Annotated in this window: 19 protein-coding genes and 1 pseudogene; 14 read left to right on the forward strand and 6 right to left on the reverse strand. The window is 71.1% G+C overall.

The window, feature by feature from the left end; genetic code table 11:
* Positions 1-130: 130 nt before the first annotated feature.
* From ACQKM2_RS38155 to ACQKM2_RS38180, 6 genes are all read left to right on the forward strand, one after another.
* Entirely contained in the window at positions 131-613 is a 483-nt protein-coding gene (locus ACQKM2_RS38155) for a hypothetical protein (protein WP_427718135.1), read from the forward strand.
* Positions 614-1,064: 451 nt separating this feature from the next.
* Positions 1,065-2,270, forward strand: a complete 1,206-nt coding sequence (locus ACQKM2_RS38160) for a sensor histidine kinase (RefSeq protein WP_427718138.1) — start codon at positions 1,065-1,067, stop codon at positions 2,268-2,270.
* Positions 2,267-2,926 carry a response regulator transcription factor gene (locus ACQKM2_RS38165; protein WP_427718141.1) on the forward strand — a complete coding sequence of 220 codons (660 nt, stop codon included), beginning with the start codon at positions 2,267-2,269 and terminating at the stop codon, positions 2,924-2,926. The genes ACQKM2_RS38160 and ACQKM2_RS38165 overlap by 4 nt, the downstream gene beginning before the upstream one ends.
* A 303-nt stretch (positions 2,927-3,229) precedes the next feature.
* Entirely contained in the window at positions 3,230-4,048 is an 819-nt protein-coding gene (locus ACQKM2_RS38170) for a DUF4184 family protein (protein ID WP_427718144.1), read from the forward strand.
* Complete coding sequence (locus tag ACQKM2_RS38175) at positions 4,045-4,458, forward strand: beta-ketoacyl synthase N-terminal-like domain-containing protein (protein ID WP_427718147.1); 414 nt, start codon at positions 4,045-4,047, stop codon at positions 4,456-4,458. Before ACQKM2_RS38170 ends, ACQKM2_RS38175 begins: the two co-directional genes overlap by 4 nt.
* Positions 4,455-4,607, forward strand: a complete 153-nt coding sequence (locus tag ACQKM2_RS38180) for a beta-ketoacyl synthase N-terminal-like domain-containing protein (RefSeq protein ID WP_427718150.1) — start codon at positions 4,455-4,457, stop codon at positions 4,605-4,607. The genes ACQKM2_RS38175 and ACQKM2_RS38180 overlap by 4 nt, the downstream gene beginning before the upstream one ends.
* A gap of 57 nt (positions 4,608-4,664) precedes the next feature.
* Here the strand turns inward: ACQKM2_RS38180 and ACQKM2_RS38185 are convergent, their stop codons facing one another.
* Positions 4,665-5,336: a GntR family transcriptional regulator gene (locus tag ACQKM2_RS38185; protein WP_427718153.1), complete on the reverse strand. Its 672-nt coding sequence runs from the start codon at positions 5,334-5,336 to the stop codon at positions 4,665-4,667.
* 73 nt (positions 5,337-5,409) lie between these two features.
* Here ACQKM2_RS38185 and ACQKM2_RS38190 point away from each other — a divergent pair, with 73 nt between their 5' ends.
* The 7 genes from ACQKM2_RS38190 to ACQKM2_RS38220 all read left to right on the forward strand — a co-directional run bounded on the left by ACQKM2_RS38190 (position 5,410) and on the right by ACQKM2_RS38220 (position 19,554).
* Complete coding sequence (locus tag ACQKM2_RS38190) at positions 5,410-5,871, forward strand: ATP-binding protein (protein ID WP_427718156.1); 462 nt, start codon at positions 5,410-5,412, stop codon at positions 5,869-5,871.
* A 1,634-nt stretch (positions 5,872-7,505) separates the two neighbouring features.
* Complete coding sequence (locus ACQKM2_RS38195; protein ID WP_427718159.1) at positions 7,506-8,615, forward strand: polyprenyl synthetase family protein; 1,110 nt, start codon at positions 7,506-7,508, stop codon at positions 8,613-8,615.
* 205 nt (positions 8,616-8,820) lie between these two features.
* Positions 8,821-9,033, forward strand: a complete 213-nt coding sequence (locus ACQKM2_RS38200; protein ID WP_427718161.1) for a hypothetical protein — start codon at positions 8,821-8,823, stop codon at positions 9,031-9,033.
* 62 nt (positions 9,034-9,095) lie between these two features.
* Complete coding sequence (locus tag ACQKM2_RS38205; protein WP_427718163.1) at positions 9,096-10,109, forward strand: NAD(P)H-dependent glycerol-3-phosphate dehydrogenase; 1,014 nt, start codon at positions 9,096-9,098, stop codon at positions 10,107-10,109.
* 101 nt (positions 10,110-10,210) lie between these two features.
* Entirely contained in the window at positions 10,211-10,507 is a 297-nt protein-coding gene (locus tag ACQKM2_RS38210; RefSeq protein WP_427718165.1) for a hypothetical protein, read from the forward strand.
* A 171-nt stretch (positions 10,508-10,678) separates the two neighbouring features.
* Complete coding sequence (locus tag ACQKM2_RS38215; protein ID WP_427718167.1) at positions 10,679-17,947, forward strand: SDR family NAD(P)-dependent oxidoreductase; 7,269 nt, start codon at positions 10,679-10,681, stop codon at positions 17,945-17,947.
* Positions 17,944-19,554 (forward strand): aldehyde dehydrogenase family protein, encoded by a 1,611-nt coding sequence (locus ACQKM2_RS38220; RefSeq protein ID WP_427718169.1) that lies wholly within the window; start codon positions 17,944-17,946, stop codon positions 19,552-19,554. Before ACQKM2_RS38215 ends, ACQKM2_RS38220 begins: the two co-directional genes overlap by 4 nt.
* Positions 19,555-19,599: 45 nt before the next feature.
* Here the strand turns inward: ACQKM2_RS38220 and ACQKM2_RS38225 are convergent, their stop codons facing one another.
* Entirely contained in the window at positions 19,600-20,202 is a 603-nt protein-coding gene (locus ACQKM2_RS38225) for a hypothetical protein (RefSeq protein WP_427718171.1), read from the reverse strand.
* 848 nt (positions 20,203-21,050) lie between these two features.
* Here ACQKM2_RS38225 and ACQKM2_RS38230 point away from each other — a divergent pair.
* Entirely contained in the window at positions 21,051-21,395 is a 345-nt protein-coding gene (locus tag ACQKM2_RS38230) for a hypothetical protein (RefSeq protein ID WP_427718173.1), read from the forward strand.
* Between the two features lie 245 nt (positions 21,396-21,640).
* Here the strand turns inward: ACQKM2_RS38230 and ACQKM2_RS38235 are convergent, their stop codons facing one another.
* The 4 genes and pseudogenes from ACQKM2_RS38235 to ACQKM2_RS38250 all read right to left on the reverse strand — a co-directional run.
* Complete coding sequence (locus tag ACQKM2_RS38235) at positions 21,641-22,117, reverse strand: phage capsid protein (RefSeq protein WP_427718176.1); 477 nt, start codon at positions 22,115-22,117, stop codon at positions 21,641-21,643.
* Between the two features lie 565 nt (positions 22,118-22,682).
* Positions 22,683-22,835 carry a hypothetical protein gene (locus ACQKM2_RS38240; protein ID WP_427718178.1) on the reverse strand — a complete coding sequence of 51 codons (153 nt, stop codon included), beginning with the start codon at positions 22,833-22,835 and terminating at the stop codon, positions 22,683-22,685.
* Between the two features lie 204 nt (positions 22,836-23,039).
* A complete protein-coding gene (locus ACQKM2_RS38245; protein ID WP_427718180.1) occupies positions 23,040-24,041 on the reverse strand; it encodes a LuxR C-terminal-related transcriptional regulator in 1,002 nt (333 codons plus the stop codon).
* A 213-nt stretch (positions 24,042-24,254) separates the two neighbouring features.
* A pseudogene (locus ACQKM2_RS38250) lies at positions 24,255-24,368 on the reverse strand (ABC transporter permease); the annotation flags it as partial.

Raw genomic sequence — 24,368 nt, forward strand, 5'->3', positions numbered from 1 at the left:
GCGCCGCCGGGGGACCCCGCCGACGTGCTGCTGTGGTGTACGGGCCGCGGCGCACTGGACGGACGCCCGCGCCGCACGTCGTGGACGTGGCAGGCGGCCCGGCCCGACTGACCGTCTGGTCCTGGTGGCGGTGACTGCCCCCGCAGCGCCCGGTGCTGCGACCGAACCGGTCTATCGGTGCGCGTCCAGCACGCAGGACATCGACGACTCCAGCTATGACGGTCCGTGGCCGGATAACTGGAAGATCACGGTCAAGTCGTGCGCGGCCCGCTCCGGCGGCACCGTCTACGCCTACGCCGAAGCGACCTGGGACGGCACCGCGTTCCGGGACGTGAACAATGTGAGGATCTTTGACGGGGCCAGGCTGAGGCTCCAGATCAAGGCCTCCCGCGACGGTACCGACCCGGTGGTGACCGAGCGCGACTTCACGGAGATCGAGCGCCGGCTGGAGGACAGCACCTCCGGCCGGAACTACGACGGCTGCTGCCGGACCAGGAGTATCAGGCACCGGGTCGGCCTCTGGCCCCTGGCCTGCTCTGTCCTCTTCCTGGACTGGCACGGCGACGGCCGCAGCTACGGACGCCATGACCACACGGCCTCGCCCACCGTCTGACCAGGCGCGCTCGTACGGGCCGTGCTGGTCCGGAGTTGATGGGCTGGCTCATGCCACTGACTTGCGTTCTGTCCTGGGCACGTGGGCGGCGCAGCTCTACGCCGTCGGCCTGTCGGCCGTCGGGCCTGCTCCAGTGCGAGGGCACGGCCGAGGCACTCGATGCCGCTCGCGCATGCCTGCGGGCCGAGTGGATCGCCGCGACGAGGACGTCCGGATTCACTAGGTGAGTGGATCCGGGACTAAGACGGAGCTGGTGCTCTTCTCCGGCGTGGGCCCGAGCTCTTACCGTGACAACATAGGATGAATTGACCTCGGCGGGGTGGGTGGGCCGTTTTCGGGGGTGGAGTCGGTATCAGAAGGAAGGCCCCTCGCCATGCTGGAGGCAAAGGCCGGGGGTCGGTCGTCGGCCGGTCGCGCGAGCGCGGATCCTGGCGCCGTACGGTCGTTTTCGGTGCGCCGGCCGTCGTTGCTGGAGGTGGCGATCGGCGCCGGTCTGGTGGCGCTGTGGCTGGTGGCCGGTATCGGAGGCCCGGTGGCGTGGCTGCTGCTGGTTGTCTCGGCGGGAGCCGTGCTGCTGTTCGGGCGCGGTGCGCCTGTGATCGCCGCCGGAGCACTGCTGGTGGTGGCGTGCGGCCTGTTCCCGGCGTTCGGGTGTTTCGGCCGGCCGGTGGTGGCGATCGTGACCGCGGCCGTCGGGATCTTCCTTCTGGGCACGGTGGTGGAGCGGGTGCGCGGCCTGGTTGCCGCGGCCCTGCTGCCGGCCGCGCTCACCAGCGTCTACGCCTTCGCCCACGAGGCCCGGTCGACGCACTCGTTCCTGGATCGCGGGAGCCTGTTCCTCGCGGCGGTCGTCGTGTACGCCGTGCCCGCCGCCGTGGGCCGTGGACTGCGCTACCGCGACGTCGCGCGGACCGCGGCGGAGCAGCGGGCGGCGGCGCTGGAGAGGGAGCGCGACGCGGTGGAGGCGCGGGTCCGGTTGGAGGAGAGGGCCCGGATCGCCCGGGAGATGCACGACATGATCGGGCACCGGGTGGGGAACGTGGTGGCCCTGGCGGGCGGCTTGGAGACCGCTGGCGAGGCCCTGCGGGACGGCCCCGAGCTGGCCGAGCGGGCGCGCCTGATCGCCTCCGAGGGCCGGTCGGCGCTCCTGGAGCTGCGGATCGTTCTGGGACTGCTGACGTCCCCGGCCGTGGCCGGTGGGCCGGATCCGGACGTGGCGGCAGACGGGCTGGCGTCCCTGGCGCGTTCCACGGCACTGGCCGGTGACATGCCGGTGGAGCTGACGGTGGACGGCCATGTGGAGGTGCTGCCGGACGCCATTCGGCGGGCCGTGTTCCGCATCGTCCAGGAGGGGCTGGCCAACGCGGTCAGGCATGCCCCCGGTGCATCCGTCGACGTGACGGTCGCCTGCACCCTCCGGGGCGTGGAGCTGACCGTGACCAACGGCCCTGCCACGCGCCCCGGTCTGCCGGGCCTGCTCTCCGGTGGCAGCGGGCTGCTCGGGGCGCGGGAACGGGCCGTGGCGCTGGGCGGCGAGCTGACCACCGTGGTGCTGGACGGCGGAGGGTTCCGCCTTGCCGCGACCCTGCCGGTACCGCCTCCGCCGGCCATGGTGAACGGCCCGGCCGCCGACGGCCAGAGGGACGGCATCGCATGATCAGCGTTCTGCTCGCGGACGACAGCGAGGTCCTGCGCCAAGGGCTCCGTCTGGTGATCGAGGCCGAGCCGGGCATGCGGGTGCTCGCCGAGGTGCGCAACGGGGTTGACGCGGTGGAGACGGCTCGCCGGCTGCAGCCGGACGTGGTGCTGATGGACGTCCGCATGCCCGGTGGGGACGGCATCACCGCGACGCGTGACCTGATGATGCTGTCCCGTCCTCCGGCGGTGCTCGTGCTGACCTCGTTCGACCGGGACGAGTACATCGACCAGGCCCTGCGCGCCGGTGCCGCCGGGTTCCTGCTCAAGGACACCACCCCGCAAGAGCTGGTCCGCGCGGTACGGCTGGTGCACGAGGGCGGCGGGATCGTGGACCCGAGTCTGGTCCGGCGGACCGTTGCCGTCCTCACCGCCACTCCCGCGCCACGGCTCGCCGAGGAGGAACGGGCCCGACTGGCGACGCTGTCGGCCCGGGAACGTGAGGTGGTCGTCCTGCTCGCGATGGGTCTGTCGAACGCCTCGATCGGGTCGGAGCTCCACACCAGCGAGTCGACGGTCAAGGGCCATGTGAGCCGGCTCATGGCCAAACTCGGTGCTGAGAACCGGGTCCAGGTCGCCCGCCTCGCCTACCGTGCCGGACTCGAACCGGGGATCTGACCCACGGCCGTCGGTGGTCCAGTACGGCGGAGGCCTTCACCCCTCAGGGACGTGTGGTCCTGCAGGGGGAGCGCGAACCGTACGAAAGTACTCATGATCCGGGGTGGCCGGCGCGGAAGACTGGGCGCAGAGCCCGGCCGGCACCACCGGTCGCTCGCTCGCCCGCCGTGTTGCCGCGCACCGGTCCGGAGCCACCTGTGGGAAGCCGTGGCCCCCGGGAGGGCCGCACGGCGGTTCCCTCCGCTCCGTAGGTGCGTCCGAGTCGCGGAGCGTCTTCCGTTGCCTGCGTTGTGGAGTGCCGACATGCCCTACACCCTTGCCCATCCGGCCGCAGTGATACCGCTGTGCCGGCGCCCACTGTTGCCGTCCGCGCTGGTCGCGGGAGCGATCGCGCCCGACGTGGGGGTGCTGCCGGACCCCTGGCCGGGGTTCGGCAGCCATGACTGGGCGGGGACATTCACCGTGGACCTGGCCGTCGGCCTGCTCCTGCTCGCGATATGGCAGTCGCTCCTCAAGCGTCCACTGCTCGACCTCGCCCCCCGTACGGTGAGGGCGCGCCTCGCCCCTGCCGCGGCGGCCTTTCCGTGGCGGTCGCCGGCCATGCCCGGGTGGGTCGTGGTGTCGATCGTGCTGGGCGCCTGTTCCCACGTGTTGTGGGACCAGTTCACCCACGGGGACCTGTTCTCGCTCGGCGGCTACCGGCAGCTCGTTCAGGACGGCTCGACCGTCGTGGCGTTCCTCGTCATGGGTTGGCACACGGTGCGGCAGGTGCGCAGGAGCCCTGCGGCCGAACCGCCCTTGGGCTTCGGGCGGCGGGGCCGGATCGCGGCCCGCGGGGTGCTCGCGGCCGTCGCCGTCCTCGCTTCGGCCCACCCGCTGTTCTTCCCGCCGGACCAACTGGCGGGCAATCACCTCACGGGCCTTCCTCTGCTGTGGTGGAACGTCGTGAACGCCGCTGTCGTCGGCCTGGGATCCACGGTCCTGGCTGCCTTCGCCTACTCGCTGGTCTGGCAGGCGCACCGGATCGTGGTCCGGAAGCGCCCGGGCGGGCGGCGTTCCGGCCGAGGCCCGTCGGCCGGTGCTGTAACCGATCGCGAGTCCGGTGAGCCGATGGAGACGTGACGCGCGCGGACAGCCGCACCCATCCGATGCCGGGTGATTCGGCGGAGGCCTTCGTGCCCTTGGCGCACGGGGGGGCGAAGAAGCTGGTGACGGACACGTCGCGGTGGGGGGGCGTGGGGCTCCGGCTCCCTGGGGCGGGGACATGGTCGCTCGACGGTCTGTGGGCGGCTCTGGTGGAGGGCCGCGACCTGGTCCGGCCGGTGCCGGACGGCCGGTTCGATGTGAGCCGCTTCCCCGCCGCCGACAAGCATGCGGACGTCGGCCAGCCCGGTACGGTCGCGGGCGGTTTCCTGAAGGGGCGTGGCCTATTTCGTGATCCGGCGGCGCTGGCCGACAGCGACACAGCGGTGGTCACGGGCGTGTCGTCGCACGGCTACGCGATCTGCAGCAGCGGCGGACGCGGACGGTGAACGCCTGTTCGATGGGCGGCACGGCCTCGTGCAACACCGCGATCCGGGTGCCGCACTTCTTCGACTTGCGCGGAGCCTCGTTCGCCGTCGACACGGCGTGCTCGTCGACGCTCACCGACGTACACCAGGCGTGCCAGGACGCGCGCTGAGGGCGCGGCGCCCTCGCCCTCGCGGGCGGGCGTAGGCTCCCGGTCCGGCGCGAGGCGTTATGCGGCCGCTGCCGGGGGAGCGGGCAGGGTCAGCGGCCGGTCGTGCAGGCCCAGGCGGCGCAGGATCGCCGTGAGGTGCTCGCTCAGGAGGATGCGCGCGGCCGCCCCGTCGCCCGAGGTGAGGGCGTGGGCGATGGCGTGGTGCTCGGCCGCGTCCTCGGCGGCCCGGGCCGGGTCGGAGATCGCGCTCGCCGCGAGTCTCAGCTGCTGGTCCCACAGGGGTGTGTAGAGCCCGGCCACCACCGTGTTCCCGCCCGCCGCGACCAGGGCGGTGTGGAAGGCCTCTCCCTGCAGGGTTTCGCCGCGCTCCGCGGCCGCCTGGTGCTGTTCCGTCACCGCCGTCAGCTCGGCACCGAGGGCGCGTACGGCCTCATTGCCGCGCCCGGCGACCGAGTCGAAGGCGAAGAGCTCCAGGAGCATGCGGGCCTGCAGGATGTCCCGGCCGGCCGACAGCGGGACCGGTACGACCTGCGCACCGCGCTTGGGGTACAGGCGCAGGAACCCCTCGGCCTGAAGGCGCAGGAACGCCTCGCGCACCGGTGTGCGGGACACGTCCAGCTCTGCGGCGACCTCCCCCTCGGACAGCAGCTGTCCGGGTGGACGGCTGCCGTCGAGTACCTGTTGACGCAGGTGCAGGTACGCGCGAGCTGCTGCCGGGATCCGTGCCATAGGGCCATTCTGCCCGAAAAGGTATGAACAAGTGCCCATCCATCCATTCGGGATGAAATCTATGCTTGCATACATGCCACTCGATGCCATCTGCCGCACAAGGCCATCCGCTGCTCCCCGCCGTTCCATACGCTTCGACCTGCCGGCCACCGTCGAGTCGGTGCCCTTGGCGCGCCGCATCTGCGGCGCCGTACTCGCGGTCTGGCGCGTGGACGCCGAGGAGCCGTGCCTCGTTCTGACCGAACTCGCCGCCAACGCGGCCGAGCACGGCGGCGGCGAGATGGCGATCACCTTGAAGGCGGCCGACGGGTGCCTGCACATCGAGGTCGTCGACAGCGGCGCGGCCCCCGGTCGCGGTGTCGATGCCGCGGCGGACCCGTTCCCCACCCGGCCCGGCGGGCCGGCCGGGGCCGGTGACGAGTCGGGGCGCGGCCTGGGCATCGTGGCGGCACTGGCGCAGAGCAGCCGGCTCCGGCGCCTGCCCGACGGATCCACCAGCGCGTACGCGGCCCTGCCGCAGCACCCCGCTCCGTGACTCCGGTGATGGGGGGGGGACCTCGCAGACCGCCCTCCCGGGGGACGCCAGCCGACGACCGCCATCCGGACGGCCTCCAGCAGGGAATGTGCTACGGGCCGGCCGACGCGTACCAGCCCGGCCCGGTCCTGGACGCCGCCCGCGTGTGCAGGGCGGCGCGTCCGGACGCAGCGTCCGCCCCGGCCGCCGCCGGTTGTCCCAGCAGGCGCGGGCGCTTGCCGCCGGAGGCGTCTCCCGTTAGGGCGGTGACCGGCGTGGCGCGGTCGGCGAGACCGTGCCCGGTCAGTGCGGCGTACAGGACATCCTCGGGCTGGAGCGACAGCAGGGGCTGGGTTCACATCGCCCAACTGCGCTACCCCCGCGTCGAGTAGGGCCAAGCCTGCGTACAGCAACGACCGCCACCTGCGGGAGTACCTGAACCACCCCACGTACACGGACTGCGTGGACTGCACGTGGATGACCGTGGTCGGCGAGCCCGACTTCGGGTTTATCGACCTCGTCAAGAGCGAGAGCGTCGGTGGACCGGAGGACTTCAATGGCGCGGCCACCAGCCCTCCGGCCACACCGCCTGCGTGGACCGCCCCGCGAGGACCCGCCTTACCACGGCGTTCGGCTTCGACGACCTCATCGAGGACGTCGACGGCCACCGCATCGGCCCCGCGATCCTCCAGGGCGCCAACGCGGTCGAGGCGTTCCGCATCCCCTCGCCGCCATACCGTTCACGCTCATCGTCTTCACCGGGCGCCGCACTTGGCAGCCGGCCACCGGCCGTATCGATCGCCCGCGACGCGCGCGGCCCTGCTGCAGCGTCCCGCTCCCTACGCCTCCGCCAGGAGCTGGTCCTCCGCGCCGTCCGTGGGGCGTTCGGGACCTGACTTGACAACCCACGCCCGCTGCGGCTTAGCTTCGGAGCACACCGCATCTAGCCTGCTAGATGAACAGGGGGCGATGGGTTCGCATGCTGCGTCTAGCGTGATGCACCTGTCGATCGCATGCGCGGATGGATGCGGATGGGGCGGCGGCCGCGCGTTCTGGCGCGGCGGCATGCCCGCGGGGGTGCCGGCGGGCGTCCGAGGGGTACACAAGACTCTCCGGACGCCGGCCGTCACACCCTGGAATTACGGGAAGAATTTTCTTCCCGTCGGCGCCCTATGCGATCCGCGAATTCTTCGCCTCGGTGATCCGGTGCGCGGGGCCAGGGCTATGGCCGGTTTATTGGTTTCTCGCCAATCTTCGTTCAGTGCCGCCAGGAGACTGCTGACGGCACCTCCTGCTACACCTCAACACTGCATCTCACAGGCTCCCTTGCTGGGTGAAATTTCTCCGAGCTGTATATGGAGGTCGTTTCTTTTCGGAATTGCGAGGGACAAAGGACTGTCCGGTTCGGGACCTTGGTCACCTGTATTCGTGAAGGGATTATGAAAGGTTAAGGGGGGCCGAAGGCTCCCGCCCTTCTTCACATCGCTCAGGCATCTTGTCCCGATCGTTCTGGAGCTACCCCCACCGTGACGAAGGACGCCCGATCGCCATCGCGTGAGGACCCCGCCGTGGTCCCGGACCTGCCGACCGGGACCACGGCGCTACGGCTCCGCGCCCGACAGTCCCCCCGTCCACCAGCCCAAAGGCCACCACCGATGACGACCGGTTCCCCCACCCCCACCCTGTCCGCACTCCACCTCCCCGGTGTCCGCGACGCGGTGGACCTCCAGCTCGCCGACCTCCTGGACCGAAAGGAACGGGAGGCATCGGAGCGGGGCCTTCCCCGTGACGCCGTCACGGTCCTGCGCGCCCTGCTGCTCGGCGGAATGCCGCGACCCGGTGCCCTGCTGTGCGTCTGCGGATGGCACGCCGCTGAGGGAACCGGCGACACCACCGCCCTTGTCCAGGTGGCGGCGTCCCTGGAGCTCTTTCACGCCTCCACGCTCATCCACGACGACGTGATGGACCGGTCGGATACCCGGCGCGGCCGCCACACCGCCCACCGCCCCGACGCCGGCCGGCCACGCGGCCACCGCACGCGCGGCGCGGCCGCGCGCCTGGGTGTCAGCGCCGCCGTCCTCGTCGGCGACCTCGCCCTGGCCTGGTCGGACGAACTCCTGCACAGCGCCCGCCTCCCGGCCGATCGGCTCAAGGCCGTCCTGCCCCTCGTCGATGCCATGCGCACAGAGGCCGTGTACGGCCAGTACCTCGACCTGCTCGGCGGCCCGGGCCCGGGCCCGGGTTGGGACGGAGGGGCCGAGGCACCGCTGAACGTCATCCGCCACCGGACGGTCAAGCCCGTCTGGGAGCGCCCGCTGCACATCGGCGCGGCCGTGGCCGGCGCCGCTCCCCGGCTCGGCGGCGTGCTCAGCGCCTTCGCCCTGCCCCTGGGCGAGGCGTCCCAGCTGCGCGACGACCTCCGCGGCGTCTTCGGCGACCCCCGCCGTACGGCCGCGCCCCGCCTGGACGACCTGCGCGAGGGCAAGCACACCGTCCTCCTCGCCCTCGCGTTCCGCAACGCCGACCCCGGGCAGCGCGCGGCGCTGCGGACCCTCGTCGGCAACCCGGCCCTCGACGCGTCCGGTGCCGCCCGCATCCGCGAAGTGCTCACCGCTACCGGTGCCCGGAGCCAAGCCGAGGAGATGATCCGCGTCCGCCGCGCCAGGGCCGAGCGGGCCCTGACGCTGGCGTCGCTGCCGGCCCACGCGGAGGAGGCCCTGCGCCGACTGGCGAACGCCGCCACCGCCATCGCCACAGACTCCTGACACCGGCCCCGGCCCTGGCCCGCCCCGGACCACCGTGCACGCCCCCCGTACCGGTACGCCCAGCAGACGACAAGGACCAACGACATGGCCGCACACCCCGACGGCCCTCCCGCCCACGCGACCCCATACGTACCTCCGGCCGTCCCGGTGCGGCAGCCGCTTCCCGCACACCCTCCCCGAACGGTTCTTCGCCCAGCAGGTGTGGATGATCTGGTCAGCCCTCGTCGAAGACGCGTTCGCCACTCCGGTCGTCCGCGAAGACACCGCCGCCCGCATACGGCTCGCGGGCGCCCTGTGCACGGCCGTCGACGGAGCGCCGAGCAGCGGCCCCGCCCTCGCGCGGCTGGTCCGCGCGGGCCAGGACCTCATGAGTGAAGCGCAGGTCAACAACTCTGTCGCCCCTGGCGGCACCTCCTAGGATCGTCCGGGCCTGGCTGCCGCCCCGGCCGCCGGCGTGCGTTCAGTGAGAGGATTCTCGGAGTGAGCCAGCACCGTCCCGCCCGTGCGGCGGTTTTTTCGGGCGGGTCTTGGGGAACCGCTCTCGCCAAGATCATGGCCGATGCCGGTACCGATGTGATCGTGCACGCGCGGCGCGGCGAGATCGCCGACGCGATCACCACGGCGCACCGCAACCCTGGGTACTTCCCGGACGTCGAACTGCCCCACACCGTCACGGCCACCACAGACCCGGCCGTCGCGCTGGAGGGCGCCAACTTCCTCGTGCTGTCCATCCCCGCGCAGTCTCTGCGGGCGAACCTCGCTGCGTGGGCTCCGCATGTTGGTCCCGAGACATTGATCGTGTCGCTGATGAAGGGCATCGAGCGGGGCAGCGGGTTGCGGGCGAGCCAGGTGATCGCCGAGGTGACCGGAGTGGGCGCGAACCGGGTCGCGGTGTTGTCGGGCCCGAACCTCGCTCCCGAGGTCATGGACGGGCGGCCCGCCGCCGCGACGATCGCCTGCCCTGACGAGGAAGCCGCCCGCCGCTTCCAGCAGGCGTGCCACACCCCCTACTTCCGGCCCTACACCAGCACTGACGTCATTGGCTGCGAGCTGGGCGGCGCGGTGAAGAACGTTATTGCCCTGGCGGTCGGCATCGCCTCAGGCATGGGCCTCGGTGACAACGCCGCAGCCATGCTCATCACGCGCGGACTGGCCGAGACCACCCGACTGGCCGTGGCCATGGGCGCCAACCAGGCCACCCTCGCCGGCCTGTCAGGTTTGGGCGACCTGGTGGCCAGCTGTACCTCCCCGCTCGCCCGCAACCGCACCTTCGGCGTCCACCTGGGTCGGGGCATGAGCGTCGAGAAGGCGACGGCAGCCACCCGGCAGACCACCGAGGGCGTCAAGTCCGCCGACGCGGTCCTCGAACTGGCTCGCGCCCACGGCGTCGAGATGCCGATCACGGAAGCAGTCTCCGCCCTACTCAACGACAAGGTCACTCTCGACGAGGTAGCCGGCGCGCTGATGCAGCGGCCCTCCAAGTCTGAGCGCTGACCCCTGCGGCGCCTGTGCAGCGATGGCGCCCTGCCCTGATTCGCCCGTATTCGCCACCCCCCGGCCATGTAACCGGGCCTGGCGCTCACCGTTGGGTGAGCGTGACGCTCGACGACCTTTACACCCGGATCGTGATCGAGGAGCTCGGGGCCCTCGAAACGAACGACGTGGCCCGACTTCCGCTCCTCACATCCCTGGAAGCGGATCTCGTTCTCGCCATCCTGACCGCCGTCGTCGACGGCGACACGGGCGAGAACGTGCAGACCGTGGCGCGCGGCCTGGGCGCACGGCTCAGGATGCGGCTCCCCGCCCCCGCCCGGACCGCAGCCGGAATCGTGGCACGGCTCACCGCCGATCGTGATCGCAACAGTGGGCGTGGTGGAGGGCCGTCAGCCTGATCGTCTCCTCGGCCGGTGGTCTCAAGCACGCCCTCGGGAAGCTGTGTCGTATGACCATCTCGTACTCGTGACGTCAGTCGGAGTGCCGATGGTCACCGGTTCGTTGGGACTCTTGGCCGAACCCAGGACTTCCTCCATCGTGCGGGGCAGCGGCGGCCATATCTTCCCGGCGTGACGGAAAAGATTGCGGTCGTGGGTGTGGCCTGCCGTTTCCCCGGCGGGGTAGCCGACTTGGAAGGCTTGTGGTCGCTGCTGCTGGACGGCCGGGAGGCGGTGGGGGAGCCGCCGTCGGACCGCTTCGACCTGGAGCGGTATCACGACAGGAACCAGCTGAGGCCGGGCAAGTCGTACACCTTCGCAGGTGGCTACCTGGACGACATCTCGGGGTTCGACGCGGAGTTCTTCGGGATCAGCCCGCGCGAGGCGGCGAGCATCGACCCGCAGCAGCGGCTGCTGCTGGAGCTGGGATTCGAGGCCCTGGACGACGCCGCGATCGATCCCCTGTCGTTGCGGGGTTCGGACGGCGCGGTCTTCGTGGGCGCCTCGGTGATGGACTACGGCGGACAGCAGATGCTGCGGCCCGATGGAGTCGGCCCGTACACGAACTCCGGCTCGGCCCTGTCGAACACCGCAAACCGGCTGTCGTACCAGCTCGACCTCCATGGGCCGAGCGTGAAGGTGGACACCGCGTGCGCGTCGGCGCTCAGCGCCGTCCACCTCGCCTGTGACCATCTTGCCTCCGGGCAGGGGCGGCTCGCGTTCGCCGCCGGCGTCAACGTCCTGCTGAACCCGATGGCCTTCGTCGGCTTCGCGAAGGCCGGCTTCCTTTCCCCGTCCGGCCATTGCCGGCCGTTCTCCGAGGCCGCCGACGGGTACGTGCGTGCCGAGGGCGGCGGCGTGCTGGTGCTGAAGCGACTGGCCGACGCACTTGCCGACGGTGACCGCGTGCACGCGGTGATCGAGGGCTGGGGGAGCAACAGCGACGGGCACACGGCCGGGCTCGTGCTGCCCAGCGCCCACGCCCAGGAGGCCCTCCTGCACCAGGTGTACGAGCGTTTCTCCCTGGACCCGGACGAACTGCTCTACCTGGAGGCCCACGGCACCGGCACCCCGGTCGGGGATCCCGTCGAGTGCACGGCCATCGGCAACGCGCTGGGGGTGCGGCGTGCGAAGGGACCCCTGCCGATCGGATCGGTCAAGGGCAACCTCGGGCACCTCGAACCCGCCTCGGGCATGGCCGGCCTGTGCAAGGCGCTGCTGGTGCTCCAGCACCGCCATCTCCCGCCCGCCCCGCACACCGGACCCCGCAGTGAGGGCATCGACTTCGAAGCACTGGCGCTGTCCCCGGTCGAGCGCCCGGCGCCGACGGGCGAGGGCAGCCTGGTCGGTGTCAGCTCCTTCGGCTTCGGCGGAACCAACGCGCATGTCGTACTCGGCGCGCCGCCCGCCGAGTCCCCGGCCGCCCGGCAGCAGGAGCCGGCAGCGGTTCCGGTCGTGGTGTCGGGACACACCGAGGCGGCGCTGGCCGACGCCCTGTCCTTGATGGACGCACGCCTGTCCACCTGCACCGACTTCACGGACCTCGCCTACTCCTCCTGGCGGCGGGGCCGGCACGCCCACCGCCGTGTGGTGCTCGCACAGGACGCGGAAGAGGCACGCCGTCGGCTGGCCGAGCCGGACGTCGCCCGTCGCGGGACCGCACGGGGCAAGGTCGCCTTCGCCTTCGCCGGACACGGATCGACCTGGCCCGGTATGGCGGCCGACCTCCTGGACACCGACCCGGTCTTCACCCGGACGGTTGCCGAGGTCGACGCCGTCCTCGAACCCCTGGTCGGCTGGAGGGTCGCCGAGGAGCTGCGGGCCGCCGAACCGCGCCTGGCCGACACACAGGTCGTGCAGCCGGTGCTGTTCGCCGTGCAGGTCGGCATCGTGGCGGTGCTCCAGGAGCAGGGGCTGCGCCCGGAGGCGGTCTACGGGCACAGCGTGGGGGAGATCGCCGCCGCGTTCACCGCCGGGGTGTACGACCTGGCCCAGGCCGTGGAACTGGTGGTGGCCCGAAGCCGCGCCCAGTCCCGTACCGCGGGCACCGGGACCATGGCAGCGGCCGCCCTCCCGCCCGAAGAAGCCGAATCCCTGCTTGGCGGCTACGGAGGCCGGGTGGAGATCGCGTGCGTCAACAGCGCCACCGACGTGACGCTCGCCGGACCCCGCCGTGATCTGGACGACCTTGCAGCCCGGCTCGGTGAACGCGGGGTGTTCTGCCGAGTGCTCGACCTGGACTACCCCTTCCACAGCGCGGCGATGGACCCCCTGCACCCCGAGGTCATGGACGCACTGGCAGGGCTGGCGCCGAAGCCTGCCCACGTCGAGTTCGTCTCCACCGTGCGGGGTGGTCCGGTGCCGGGTGAACGGATGGACGCGCAGTACTGGTGGCGCAACATCCGTGAACCCGTCCGGTTTGCCGCCGCCACCGACCATCTGGTGGCCGCCGGGTTCGACACGATCATCGAGATCGGGCCGCACCCGGTGCTGGCGACCTACCTCAGGCGGGCGCAGGCACCGGACCGGATCCTCGCGGTGCTGCCGACCCTGACCAAGACCGCCAGCGGCCCCGACGCCCTGCGGGCGGCCGTGGAGGCCGCCCTGGCCGTCGGCGTGCCCGTCGACGAGGACCGGTACTTCCCCGGGGCCGGGCGCGTCGTGCCGCTGCCCAGGTACCCCTGGCAGCGCGAACGGTTCTTCAGCGGCGACAAGTACACCTGGGCCGGGGTCTGCGCGGCGCCCGACCACATCCTGCTCGGAGACCGGGCCGAGGTCGCGGACCCGACCTGGCAGTCCACGGTGGACCCGGCACGGATTCCATGGCTGGGCGAGCACCGCGTCGGCGGATCCGCTGTCATGCCCGCGGCCGCGTTCCTGGAGATGGGCTGGGCGGCCGGGGCGCTCTGCCTGGAAGGACCGGTCGAGGTATCCGAACTGCGCATCGTCAAGGCGCTGGCCGCCCCCGAGGACGAGTCGGCACTACCGCGCTCGCAGGTGTCCCTGTCCGCGGAGGACGGCGTCCTGCGGGTGGCCACCCGCACCGGCGCGAACCATCCGTGGCAGACCCATACCCGGGGCAGGGTCCGGCGACGGCTTACCGCGGCACCCCCGCCACTGGACGTGGAGTCCTTGCGCTCACGCCTCGCCGAACACGGCCGGTCCGTGGACCACGCCACCCACTACGCGGACCTCGAACGGCTCGGCCTCACCTACGGTCCCGTCTTCCGGGGCATCTCCCGCGTGTGGGTGGAGGGCAGGGAGGTGCTGGCCGAGTACGACTGCGCACACCTGGACCCCACCGGCTTCCACGCGCACCCGGCCTGGACCGACATGGCACCGCAGTGCGCCGTCCACCTGGGCAGGATGCTCCGCGGCTCCGTCAGCACAGCCGACGCCTACCTTCCCATCGGCGTGGGCACCGCACGGCTGTGGGCGGACCCGACCCCCACGGGCCTGGTGCACTTCCGTGCCCTGGAGATCTCGCCCAGCACCGCGGCCGCCGACATCACGATGACCGACGAGCGGGGCAACGTCCTCCTGGAGCTGCTGGACTTCCGGTTCATGCGGGTACCGGCGCCTGACAGCAGCAAGATCCGCCGCCAGCACACCGTCCTGCGGGCCGCTCCCCGAGCCCTGGCACCCGCCGCCGAGGCGACCTGCCGACTGCCGCAGGATATGGAGGCCCCGGCCGACGACTACGACCTGCTCAGAGAACGCCGGCTCGCGCTGGTCGCCGGGTTCGTCACGAGTGCAGCGCGCGAACTCCTGGGCGGCGCGGACGTCTTCTTCACCGACGACCTGTTCGCGGCCGGAGTCCGGGCCGAGCACGCGCGCCTGCTGGACCACCTCCTATCGATCGCCTCCGAGCACGGCTTCCTCGACTGGCTCGGAGAATTCCAGGGCCGCACCCGATGGAGGATCACCGCCAAGCACGGCCCCTCCTACGGCGACACCCTCGCCGAGTTCCCCGGCTTCGTCACTGACCTCACCTTGGTCGGACGCTGCGGTCACCACCTGGCCGACCTGCTGCGCGGCGAACGCGACGTCCTCGACATCCTGTTCCCCGCCCACGGCAGCGACACCCTCTCCCACTACTACGACCTGCTGCCGACACTCAGCCGCCTGAACCGCGCCGCCGCCGGCTACCTGCGCGCACTCGCCGAGGCGTGGCCCGCCGACCGGCCGCTGCGGATCCTGGAGGTCGGCGGCGGTACCGGCGGCCTGACCGCAGCGCTCCTCCCGGTCCTGCCCCCGGACCGGACCCGATACCTCTTCACCGACGTCTCCCCGTACTTCCTCGGACCCGCCGCCGCCCGCTTCGCGGCGTACGACTTCGTCGAATACCAGGCATTCGACCTGGACCAGCCCGGCTTCGACCCGGGGACCTTCGACGTGGTGGTCGCCGGAAACGCCCTCCATGCCGCGAAGGATGTCCAGGCGGCGCTCGGCTCGCTGTCGCGGCTGCTCACCGACCACGGGCACCTGCTGTTCATCGAGTCGCACGATCCGCAGATGCTGGCCCTGCCCTTCGGCCTGGTGCCCGGGTTCTGGTCGATGACCGACCTCGACCTGCGCCCCCGCTCACCGCTGCTGTCCACACGGGAATGGCGGGCCCTGCTGCCCGCCCACGACCTGACCGAGGGGAACACCCTCCTGGAGTCGGGCCCGTGCTCACTGACCGCCGCACGCCGCCTGCCGCGGACCGCCGCACTGCGGGACACCCTCCCCACCGGGCCTGGCCACCACGTCGTCATCCTCTGCGAGGACGCGTCCCGGGACGAACGGGCCGAAGCACTCGCCGCGCGGCTCGCCGAACAGGGCGCGACCGTGGACCGGGAGAACCTCCAGGGCGATCCCGGCACCTGGCTGCGCGGACCCTCGACCGACGTGGTGCTCCTGCTCTCGCCGGCCGACGACAGCCCCGACGGCGCCGTGCGGGCCACCACCCGCCGCTTCGAACTCGTCCGCGCGATGGCCGTCGCCTCCGGCAGCCTTGCCGCGGACGGGACGGCGACACTCTGGCTCGTCGGGGACCCCCCGGGCGTCCACCCGGCACCGGATCCGACCACCGCACCCGTGGACGCGGCCTTGTGGGGCGCGACACGCACCCTCGCCGCCGAATGCGCCACCCTGACCGTACGCCGCATCTCGATGGACCCCGAAGCTCCCCTCGACGGACTCATCCGAGAGATCCTGGACCCCACCGACGAGGACGAGGTGGTGCTCACCGCGCGCGGCCGGTTCGTCCCCCGGCTGCGCGAGCTGACCCCACCGCCGGCACCGGACGACGCGGGCCCGTACCGGCTGGTCATGCGCGACCCCGGCCCCTCCTGCCGGCTGGCCTGGGTGGCCACCGACCCGCTCGAACCGGGCCCGGGCCAGGTAGCCGTCCAGGTCGGCGCGACGGGGCTGAACTACCGCGACGCGCTGCTCACCGCCGGGATGCTGCCGGACTGGATGCTGCGGGAGGGCATCGCCGGCGCACACCTCGGATACGAGTCCTCCGGCGTGGTCAGTGCCGTCGGAGCCGACGTGACCCGCTTCCGGCCCGGGGACCGCGTCGTGGGATTCGGCACGGGCGGGTTCGCCTCGCACGTGCTCGTCGCGCAGGAACTGGTCCGGCCCCTGCCCAGCGGATTCACCATGGAATCGGCCAGCGGGGCACCCGTGGCGTTCGTGACCGTCGACTACGGCCTCAGACACCTCGCCCGGCTCGCCGAAGGGGAGACCGTGCTCGTGCACGGCGCCGCCGGAGCCGTGGGACTCGCCGCGATCCAGGTCGCCCGGTCCCTGGGCGCCCGCGTGATCGCGACGGCCGGCACCGAGGAGAAGCGCGACGTCCTTCGACTGCTGGGCATCGAGCACGTCTTCGACTCGCGCACCCTGAGCTTCGTGCCCGGCGTGCTGGACGCCACCGGCGGCCAGGGCGTCGACGTGGTCCTCAACTCCCTGGGCGGGGAGTTCATCAGCCGCAGCCTCGACCTCCTGAGGCAGGGCGGCCGGTTCGTGGAACTCGGCAAACGCGATCTGTACGAGGACAAGAACGTCTCACTGCGCCTGTTCCGCAACAGCATCAGCTACTTCGCGGTCGACATCGACCAACTGGGCAGGCACCGCGTCGAAGAACTCGGAGCGGCCTGCGACACGTTCCTCGCGAAGGCCCAGGAGGACACTTACCGCCCCATCCCCTACCGGGTCTTCCCCGCAGCCCAGACGGCCGAAGCCCTCCACTCGATCCAGCACTCCCGACACCTCGGCAAGATCATCGTCAGCTTCGACCAGAGGCCGCACGTGCAAGCGGCGCCCGCCGCCCCGATCGCCCTCGATCCGGACGGGAGCTACGTGGTCAGCGGCGGCGTCAGCGGGCTCGGCGCCGAGACGGCCCGCTGGCTGGCCGACCGCGGGGCCCGGCACCTCGTGCTGCTGAGCCGCAGGGGAATGGCGGTCCCCGGAGCGGAGAACCTCGTCAGCGAGCTGAACGCCCGCGGCGCCCAGGTGTCCGTCCACGCCGTCGACGTCACCGACGAGGCCGCCGTGCGGGCCGTGGTCGAGGAGACGGGCCGCAGCGGCCACCCGCTCCGGGGCATCGTGCACGCCGCGATGGTCCTCGACGACGCCATGGCCGCCGACCTGACCCCGGAGCGGTTCGAGGCCGTCCTCGCACCGAAGATGGCGGGCGCCCTCGTCCTGGACCGGGTGGCCGAAGGACACGCCCTCGACCTCTTCCTCATGTTCTCCTCGGCCGCGGCCGTGTTCGGCAACGCGGGCCAGGCCGCCTACTGCGCCGGGAACCTGTTCCTGGAGGCGCTGGCACGAGCCCGCCGCTCCCGTGGGCTGCCGGCCCAGACCATCGCCTGGGGCGCGCTCGCCGAGGTCGGCTACCTGGCCCGCAACGACACCGCCGCCCGGCTGGTCGCCCGGGCGGGCCTGAACCTCATGCCCCTCCACGAGGTCCGGAGCGCCCTGGACGAGCTGGCCGGCGGACCGGAGGTGGCCCTGGTGTGGAGCCACGACGGCGAAATCGTCCGCCGGCTCTACTCCCACCTGACCACCCCCCGGCTGGCAGACCTCACCGGGGGCGGATACCAGGACGACGAAGAACACGACGACCTGATCGAACGCCTCCGCAAAGCCTCGCCGGAGGAAGCCATCGCGCTGGTCACCGACACCATCGTGCGCACGCTCGCCGGCGTCCTCGGCATCGAACCCGAGCGAGTGGACCGCACCCGGCCCCTCGACGAGCTCGGCGTGGACTCACTCATGGGCGTCGAACTGGTCACCAAGATGCGCCGCCGGTTCGGCCGGGAGATCCCCCTCATGCGCGTGATCAGCAGCAGCGACATCGACCACCTGGCCAGGTCACTGGTCACCTACTTCATGACCGAGGACTCCCAGTGACCCAGCCCACCACCCGTCCCGCCGTCCGCCACTTCCCCCTCTACATCGCGGGCGAGCGCGTCGACACCGACGAGCACGCCTACGCCCTGAGCGTGCGCACCGTGCTGGAACCCTCGACCCCGGAGACGGCCGCCCTCTTCCACCTGCTGCGCGAAGGCAGCCAGGAGGAACTCCACGCCCATCCGCACGTCCTGTGCTCCGCCGCCCTGTCCACACCGGAACACGGGCAGGCCGCACTCCGAGCGGCCGCCGACGCCGTCCCGCGACTGCGCGCGGTCACCGTGGACGAACGCCTCGCTTTCGTCCGGGACCTGATGCGGAAGTTCCAGGAACACCGCACCGAGCTCTCCCGCCTCCTGCGCCTGGAAGGCTGCCCCCGGCTGCTGGCCGAAGCCCAGCTCAACGCACTCCTCGACCTCGTGCGGCCCGAAAGCCTGGAACACGCACGCGTCCTGCTCCGGCAGGAGATCACCACCGACCGCCACACGATCGTGCTCCAGCGCCAGCCCGACGGAGTGGTCTGCGTGAACCCGCCTCCCAACGCACCGCTGTTCGGGGTGGTCGCCCTGTCGGCCCTGCTGGCGGGCAACGCCATCGTGATCCGCGTACCGCGCAGCTGCGCCGCCTCGCTCAGCTACGCCCTGCACAACGTGATCATTCCCGCGATGGAAGCCCGGGGTATTCCGGCCGGGACGATCAACGTGCTGTGCGCCGACTACGAGGTGACCATGCGGCAGTGGCTGGCCAGCCCGCTGACCGCATCCGTCTTCTACTTCGGCTCCAGCCAGGAGGGGCTGGAGCTGGAACGCAGCTGCGTGGAGCACGGCAAGAAGGCCATCCTCGAACTGTCCGGCAACGACGGCGTCATGGTGTGGCACGACGCGGACCTCGAACACGCCGCTGCTGCCCTGACAGAGGCGTTCTACGCCTCCGGCCAGGTGTGCTTCAGCCCCAAGTACGTCATCGCCCACCCCGCCATCGCAGACGACCTGCTGGACCGGCTCTCCACGGCCGCGGCCGCCCTGCGTCCCGGAGACCCGGAACGCACCGACACCGCCCTCAGTCCCGTCCTGCACTCCACGGCGTTCCACCGCCGCCTCGACGAGGCACTCGCAGGCGGGGCCACGAAGGTCTGCGGCGGCCGCCGCGTGGATGTGGACGGCGAACCCAGCGCCCACGGGCTGTTCATCGAACCGACCATCGTGCGCGTCGACGGCTTCGAAGAAGCCGACACCAACACGGCCGTCCGCGAAGAGTCCTACTTCCCGCTCCTCGCGGTAGTGGTCCCCGAGGACGAGCCCGGGCTCCTCGCGCGCAGCATCCGGTTCATCAACGACAACGCCTACGGCATGCGCAACTCACTGTGGGCCGAGGACCCCGCCGTCATCGAGCAGTTCACCACACAGGTCTCCAACGGCGGCATGCTCAAGGTCAACGACTCCCACATGAGTGTGACCCCCTGCCTGGCCGGCCTCGGCGGCACCGGACGCAGCGGAGGCACCTACGGCGAACTCTCCTACCCCTTCCTGCGTGCCAGCCGCATGCAGGCCGTCACCATCGCGCACACCCGCGTCCACCCACGCGAGGCGATGCTCGGCACCCACTGACCCCCTGCCGCGCCCGGGGCACCTCCTCCCGGGCGCGGCAGACGACTACGACGCCTCGGCCGGCACCGGGTACACGTCCCCCCGCACCGACGCGGTGAACACGATGTCCCCGGTACCGAACAGCACGGTGCCGAACGCCTCGGCGAACGCGTCCAGGCCCTCCTTCGTGGGCATCATCGCGATCCCCTCACCGCGCAGGCCGATGGGCTGCCCCGAAGCGGACGCGCCGAGGCTGAGCCGGAGGTCGGTCACGTCCATCCGGTACAGGGGCAGCTCGCCGACCCACCGGTCGCCGATCTTGAGCGAGGCGAACACCCGGCCGTCGGGCAGCTCGCCCCTGATCCCGGAGATCTCCATCCGCGCCTTGTCGTTGGCCAGCACGACACCGCCCTTCGCCCGCCCGCTGCCCTCACCGGGCCGGCCGGCCGCGTCGATGGTGCCAGCGGTGTACTCGGGGACCATCTTGAACCCCGCGACGGTCCTGCCGTCCGCCGCCAAGACGGGGGTGGCCGGCGGCACGGCCTCGGCTTTGATGCCCCGAGTGGCGAGCTGACGGAGGGCGAGGCTGGTGAGCCGCAGCTCGGCCAGACCGCTCAGAGCGGTCAGCCTCAGCCCTCCCGGCCGCTCGGCGGCCGACGCGGGCGCCACGCCACCCGCCTGCGCCACCAGGGGTACGGCCAGACCAGAACGAACGAAAACGCGTCGAGTAACTGTCATGTCACCCAGTGTCCAGCACGCTGTTCGCTTCGGAGCGGCAAACGGCACCCAGACGGGCATGGCTCAGCGTTGTTCCCCCCATCGGCCCCGCATGCGGGGCCGACCTCCGTTCGGGACCGGGCGCGCAGATGTGAACCGTTCGCCTCTTGCGCCACGGTGCGCCCCCTCCCGGTGGGGCAACAGGGGTGGAAGGTCTTCGGCAGCCGGACGCCGGCTGCGGTCCGGAGGTCAGCCACCCGTTCGCGTACCGGAGTGCGTCATGAAGAGTACGGACGCCCTGGCCGTGCTCGTGCCTCTCACCGCCAACCCGTGCCTCGTCGCTCCGGGCACCACCCAGGCGGCCATGGGCACACTCGCGCCCCGGACCTCGACATGCCCCCTGGGCGGCCGAAGCCAACCTTTTCTCCGGCGGAGCGCGTCAGTGCCTCCAGGTGCCGCACCAGGCGGGTGAGGCGCACGCAGGGTTGCCGATCCGACCGGCACGCTTGTAGCCATACACCGCACCCCTGACTGCTCTGGGGGCGTCCTTCCGGTACTGCCCGGCGGGCCCCGCTGCACACTCCCAGCTGGCGGCGAAGGTCGACGGAGGGCGTCGCGCACAGGTCACGGGTGCGCTCGGCGAGTGGCTCGGTCATGCCGGGGTGAATCCGCATTCCACAGCCACCCCTCCGTGCTTCAGACACGCCGCTGAGTAGATGAAACGGTTCTGCGTCGGGCGGGGCCGGCACGTCTTCTAGAGTCGGCGCCGTCTCTGACCCGCAGCATTCAGGAGGATTCCGATGCGTCTGCGTACCGCCCTGCCCGCCGTCATGGGCGCCCTGCTCCTCACCCTGGCTATGCCGACCTCCGCCAACGCGGCGATCGGCACCTTTACCTACAGGGTGCCCGGCGTCGCCCTCCCCAGGATCATTCTCGACCCGCCGAACAACGAATGCATCGACATCCCCGAGGCGGACGACCCGAGTGAGGAGGCCCCCGTCAACACCCCGCGCAACCTCACCAACAGGCAGGCGGTGGTCTATGCCGACCCTGGCTGTGAAGGCGACTTCTTCCACCTGAGGCCGGGAGGGAGCGGCACCAACGCTCTCAAGTTCCGCTCCGTAGTCTTCATCGCCCCGCAGTAGGCCCCGGCTCCGCAGTCAACTGCGGAGCCGGCCGTGCGCATCGCCGTGCCGCAGGGCTTGCCCGGGTGTCCAGGGTGGCCCACCGGCGGAAGCATCCGCAGAGGCTCGGACTGGGCGTCACTCAGGGCACCCCACCCCACGCACAAACCAACGGCTCGGCATGGAACCGGTCGAATGCCGCCCTCCAAGGCCCCTGGAGGGCGGCAAGGCGGGCGGCCCTTGGCGAGCGCCCAGGGCCGCCCTGTTCATGACGCCATCGGGAAGGCCCCTACCGGGTCCGGAGCGGCGGCACCGGTCTCGGCGAGGATGGCCTCGACCTCGGCCTGCACGCCGTCGTCGTCCCACTCCGGGTGAAGGATCTTCACCTTCGTTTTGGTGGAGACCGCTCCGCCGCGCGCGAGCAGGTCCAGGGTGGTGGCGGTCTGCTGCTCGCTCTCGGCGACACCGTCGCCGAACTCCACGCTCGGCCGCTCGGGCGTGAGGCGTGTGCCGCACTGGGCGGCGTCGAGCTGCAACATGATGTGCAGCGCGTCAGCCACCCCGTGACGCCAGTAGCCGGCCTGCTTCTTCCGCGTGACCATGCTGCGCTGATCACGGCTGTTGGACTCGGTCGCGGTGATCGCCTCGCCCTGGCCGTGCAGACCGAAGGACTGCGCGGAGTAGCCGGCCAACTGGGCTACCTGACGCATCAGCACTTCGGCACTCTGCTGGTGCTCGGCCACACGGATACCGAACTGGCTCAGGTTGATGCCCCCGCGCCCGCCTCGGTCGGCGGAATGTTCAGCTGCTTGTACGCCTCCCGGTCCTCGAACGTCGCACCCCGACCGGGCCCGTCGTGGTGCAGGTACCCGGAGGGCACTATCAGGCGCGCGCGGGCGAGATGGATGTCGCGTATTTAGGTGGCGGACGTCGGGTCGATGCGCCTCATCGGGCGGCCAGTTCCTTCGGTCCTTCCCGGGCAGCGGTCTCGGTCGTCGCCCGGAGGCGGTGCTGCGCCCATACGGCCGCGGACGCCGCGAGGTCCCAGTCGGCGGGCCGTCCACGGACAGGCCCATCTCTGCAGGTCTCGGGCGGCATTGTCCAAGGCCTGGCGCAGCGAGGCCGGCGTTGGGTCGTTCTGTGGGTCGGAAACCGGACCTGCTGTTGGTAGGGAGGCCCGCGGGGGCGGGGCAGTCTGGTCGGGCTGGAGTCGGATGCAGCCGGTTGCATGGGGCTTGCCGGAGGCGGTGGTGGGGGAGTCGTGCAGCTGGTCGGACAGCAGCCACCGCGGACGGTGCCGCGCCCGTCCTAGTCGACGGTTTCCAACCGCACCTTGCCGGTGTAGAGCAGGCCGGGCTCGCCCGCGTCCTTCGTGATCTGGATGATGAGGGCGGGTGAGCCCGGCGGCGGCTTGACGGCGTAGTGCTGGGTGCCCTTCGTGACGGTCGGGGGCGTGGTCATGCGTCGATGTCCTCGTGCTCGTCGGGGTGGTGGGCGTGGCTGATGCAGTCCGCGCGCAGCACGCCAGCGTCCTGTGGCCGCGTAACGACCGGGCGCCGGTGTCGCTCGCACGAGGCCAGGTCGGTGAAGACTCCGTCGCAGCTGAAGCAGTACGAGCAGTACGAGCACCTCCGGGTCGGGCCCCTGCCTGTGCGTCTGCGCGACCTACAGCCAGCCATGCTCCTTGGCCCGGACCCCTGCCTCGAAGCGACTGCCGGCGTTCAGTCGTGTCATGAGATCGGACATGATGCGGCGGACCGTCCTTACCGATATGCCAAGGCGTGTGCTCGCCATCTGGTCGGTCGCTCCTTCCGCCAGGAGCCGCAGGAGAGCTTGTTCCTGGGATGTCGGCTGGTCAGCGCTTTCGGAAATGTCGATCTCGTAGGGGTGGGCGGAATTCCAGAGAGTCAGGAACGTGGATTTCATGGCCAAGGCCACGGCGGGGTCGTGGACCGCGAGGCCGTCACAGCCGGATTCGTCCACGGCATCGGGGATGACCACTATTGCCTCGTCGAGGATCACGCGCTCGCTGGGCACGATGGGTGCCGTGCGTACGTGACCGCCCATGCTTATGAGTTGCTTTGCGCGCTGACGGGAATATGAATCGTTCCTGCAACTCTCGGGTATGAGTACCTGGACCCGCGCGCCTCGTTCCAGGAGCGCGCTGTCAGGGCACCTGAGGTCTCCCCAGCCCCTGTGTCCGAACCGTAGCGGCGGCATCACTGCGAGTGCTTCTTGCGTCGCGGTGTGTTTGAGCTCCTCGATCCGGGTGCGTACGTTGTCGGCCCCCACCAGCCGTTCGACCGTCCCGGACTCGAACAGGTTGCGCGTGCCTTCCAGCTCGGAAAGCAGCTGCGCGGCTGCGGAACGGCTTTCCTCCAGGGCTTGCCGCTCCTGTAGGAGATCCGCGCTCCGCCGTGCGTAGAGGGCGTCGAGGGCAACCTTTGGGGCAACTGCCACATTCCTGCCGGGATGTTCTTCAGATGGGCGGACGAGAGCCAGATCGGTCAATTCATCGAGACCTGACCGAATGGTGGCTTCATCAAATCCCAGTTGTTTCACCAGTGAGGTAATGCCCCATGCGGGGTTTCTCAACATTCCTCGGTAAATTGCCTCAGTGGACGGTTTCAGGCCCAGCGGAAACAGAACATTCACAGGGGTGCCCACTTTCAAACTTGGCAGGAGAGTCGAGCGTCACGGCACTCTCTCCATACTTCCGTCTGCACGACCCTCCTGCCACGGACCTAGGTCCCAACCGGCACCCGCCGATAGTCCTCGGGCTGGCCAAGCACAGCTTGCCGATGGCAGGTGACGAGCGTTCCGCCAGGCCTTGCCCAGAAGATCCCAGTCCCGCTGATTCGAGGGAATCGAAGCCGTCGGCTATGAAGATCCGGCTGCAAGGCCGCGGCTGCGCAGGACCCAGCGCTCGACGGGGCTGAAGATCAGCAGGTCGATGGCGATGCCCACGACCAGGATCAGGATGATCGCGAGGAA

Origin of the sequence: Streptomyces sp. NPDC004126, from assembly GCF_050275515.1 — a bacterium.
Lineage (GTDB): Bacteria > Actinomycetota > Actinomycetes > Streptomycetales > Streptomycetaceae > Streptomyces.

What these genes read in the sequence shown, in the direction of transcription:
- ACQKM2_RS38165 (WP_427718141.1), top strand. Translation starts at nt 2,267, where the DNA reads ATGATCAGCGTTCTGCTCGCGGACGACAGCGAGGTCCTGCGCCAAGGG.
- ACQKM2_RS38170 (WP_427718144.1), top strand. Translation starts at nt 3,230, where the DNA reads ATGCCCTACACCCTTGCCCATCCGGCCGCAGTGATACCGCTGTGCCGG.
- ACQKM2_RS38185 (WP_427718153.1), bottom strand. Translation starts at nt 5,336, where the DNA reads ATGGCACGGATCCCGGCAGCAGCTCGCGCGTACCTGCACCTGCGTCAA.
- ACQKM2_RS38190 (WP_427718156.1), top strand. Translation starts at nt 5,410, where the DNA reads ATGCCACTCGATGCCATCTGCCGCACAAGGCCATCCGCTGCTCCCCGC.
- ACQKM2_RS38195 (WP_427718159.1), top strand. Translation starts at nt 7,506, where the DNA reads ATGACGACCGGTTCCCCCACCCCCACCCTGTCCGCACTCCACCTCCCC.
- ACQKM2_RS38200 (WP_427718161.1), top strand. Translation starts at nt 8,821, where the DNA reads ATGATCTGGTCAGCCCTCGTCGAAGACGCGTTCGCCACTCCGGTCGTC.
- ACQKM2_RS38230 (WP_427718173.1), top strand. Translation starts at nt 21,051, where the DNA reads ATGCGTCTGCGTACCGCCCTGCCCGCCGTCATGGGCGCCCTGCTCCTC.
- ACQKM2_RS38240 (WP_427718178.1), bottom strand. Translation starts at nt 22,835, where the DNA reads ATGACCACGCCCCCGACCGTCACGAAGGGCACCCAGCACTACGCCGTC.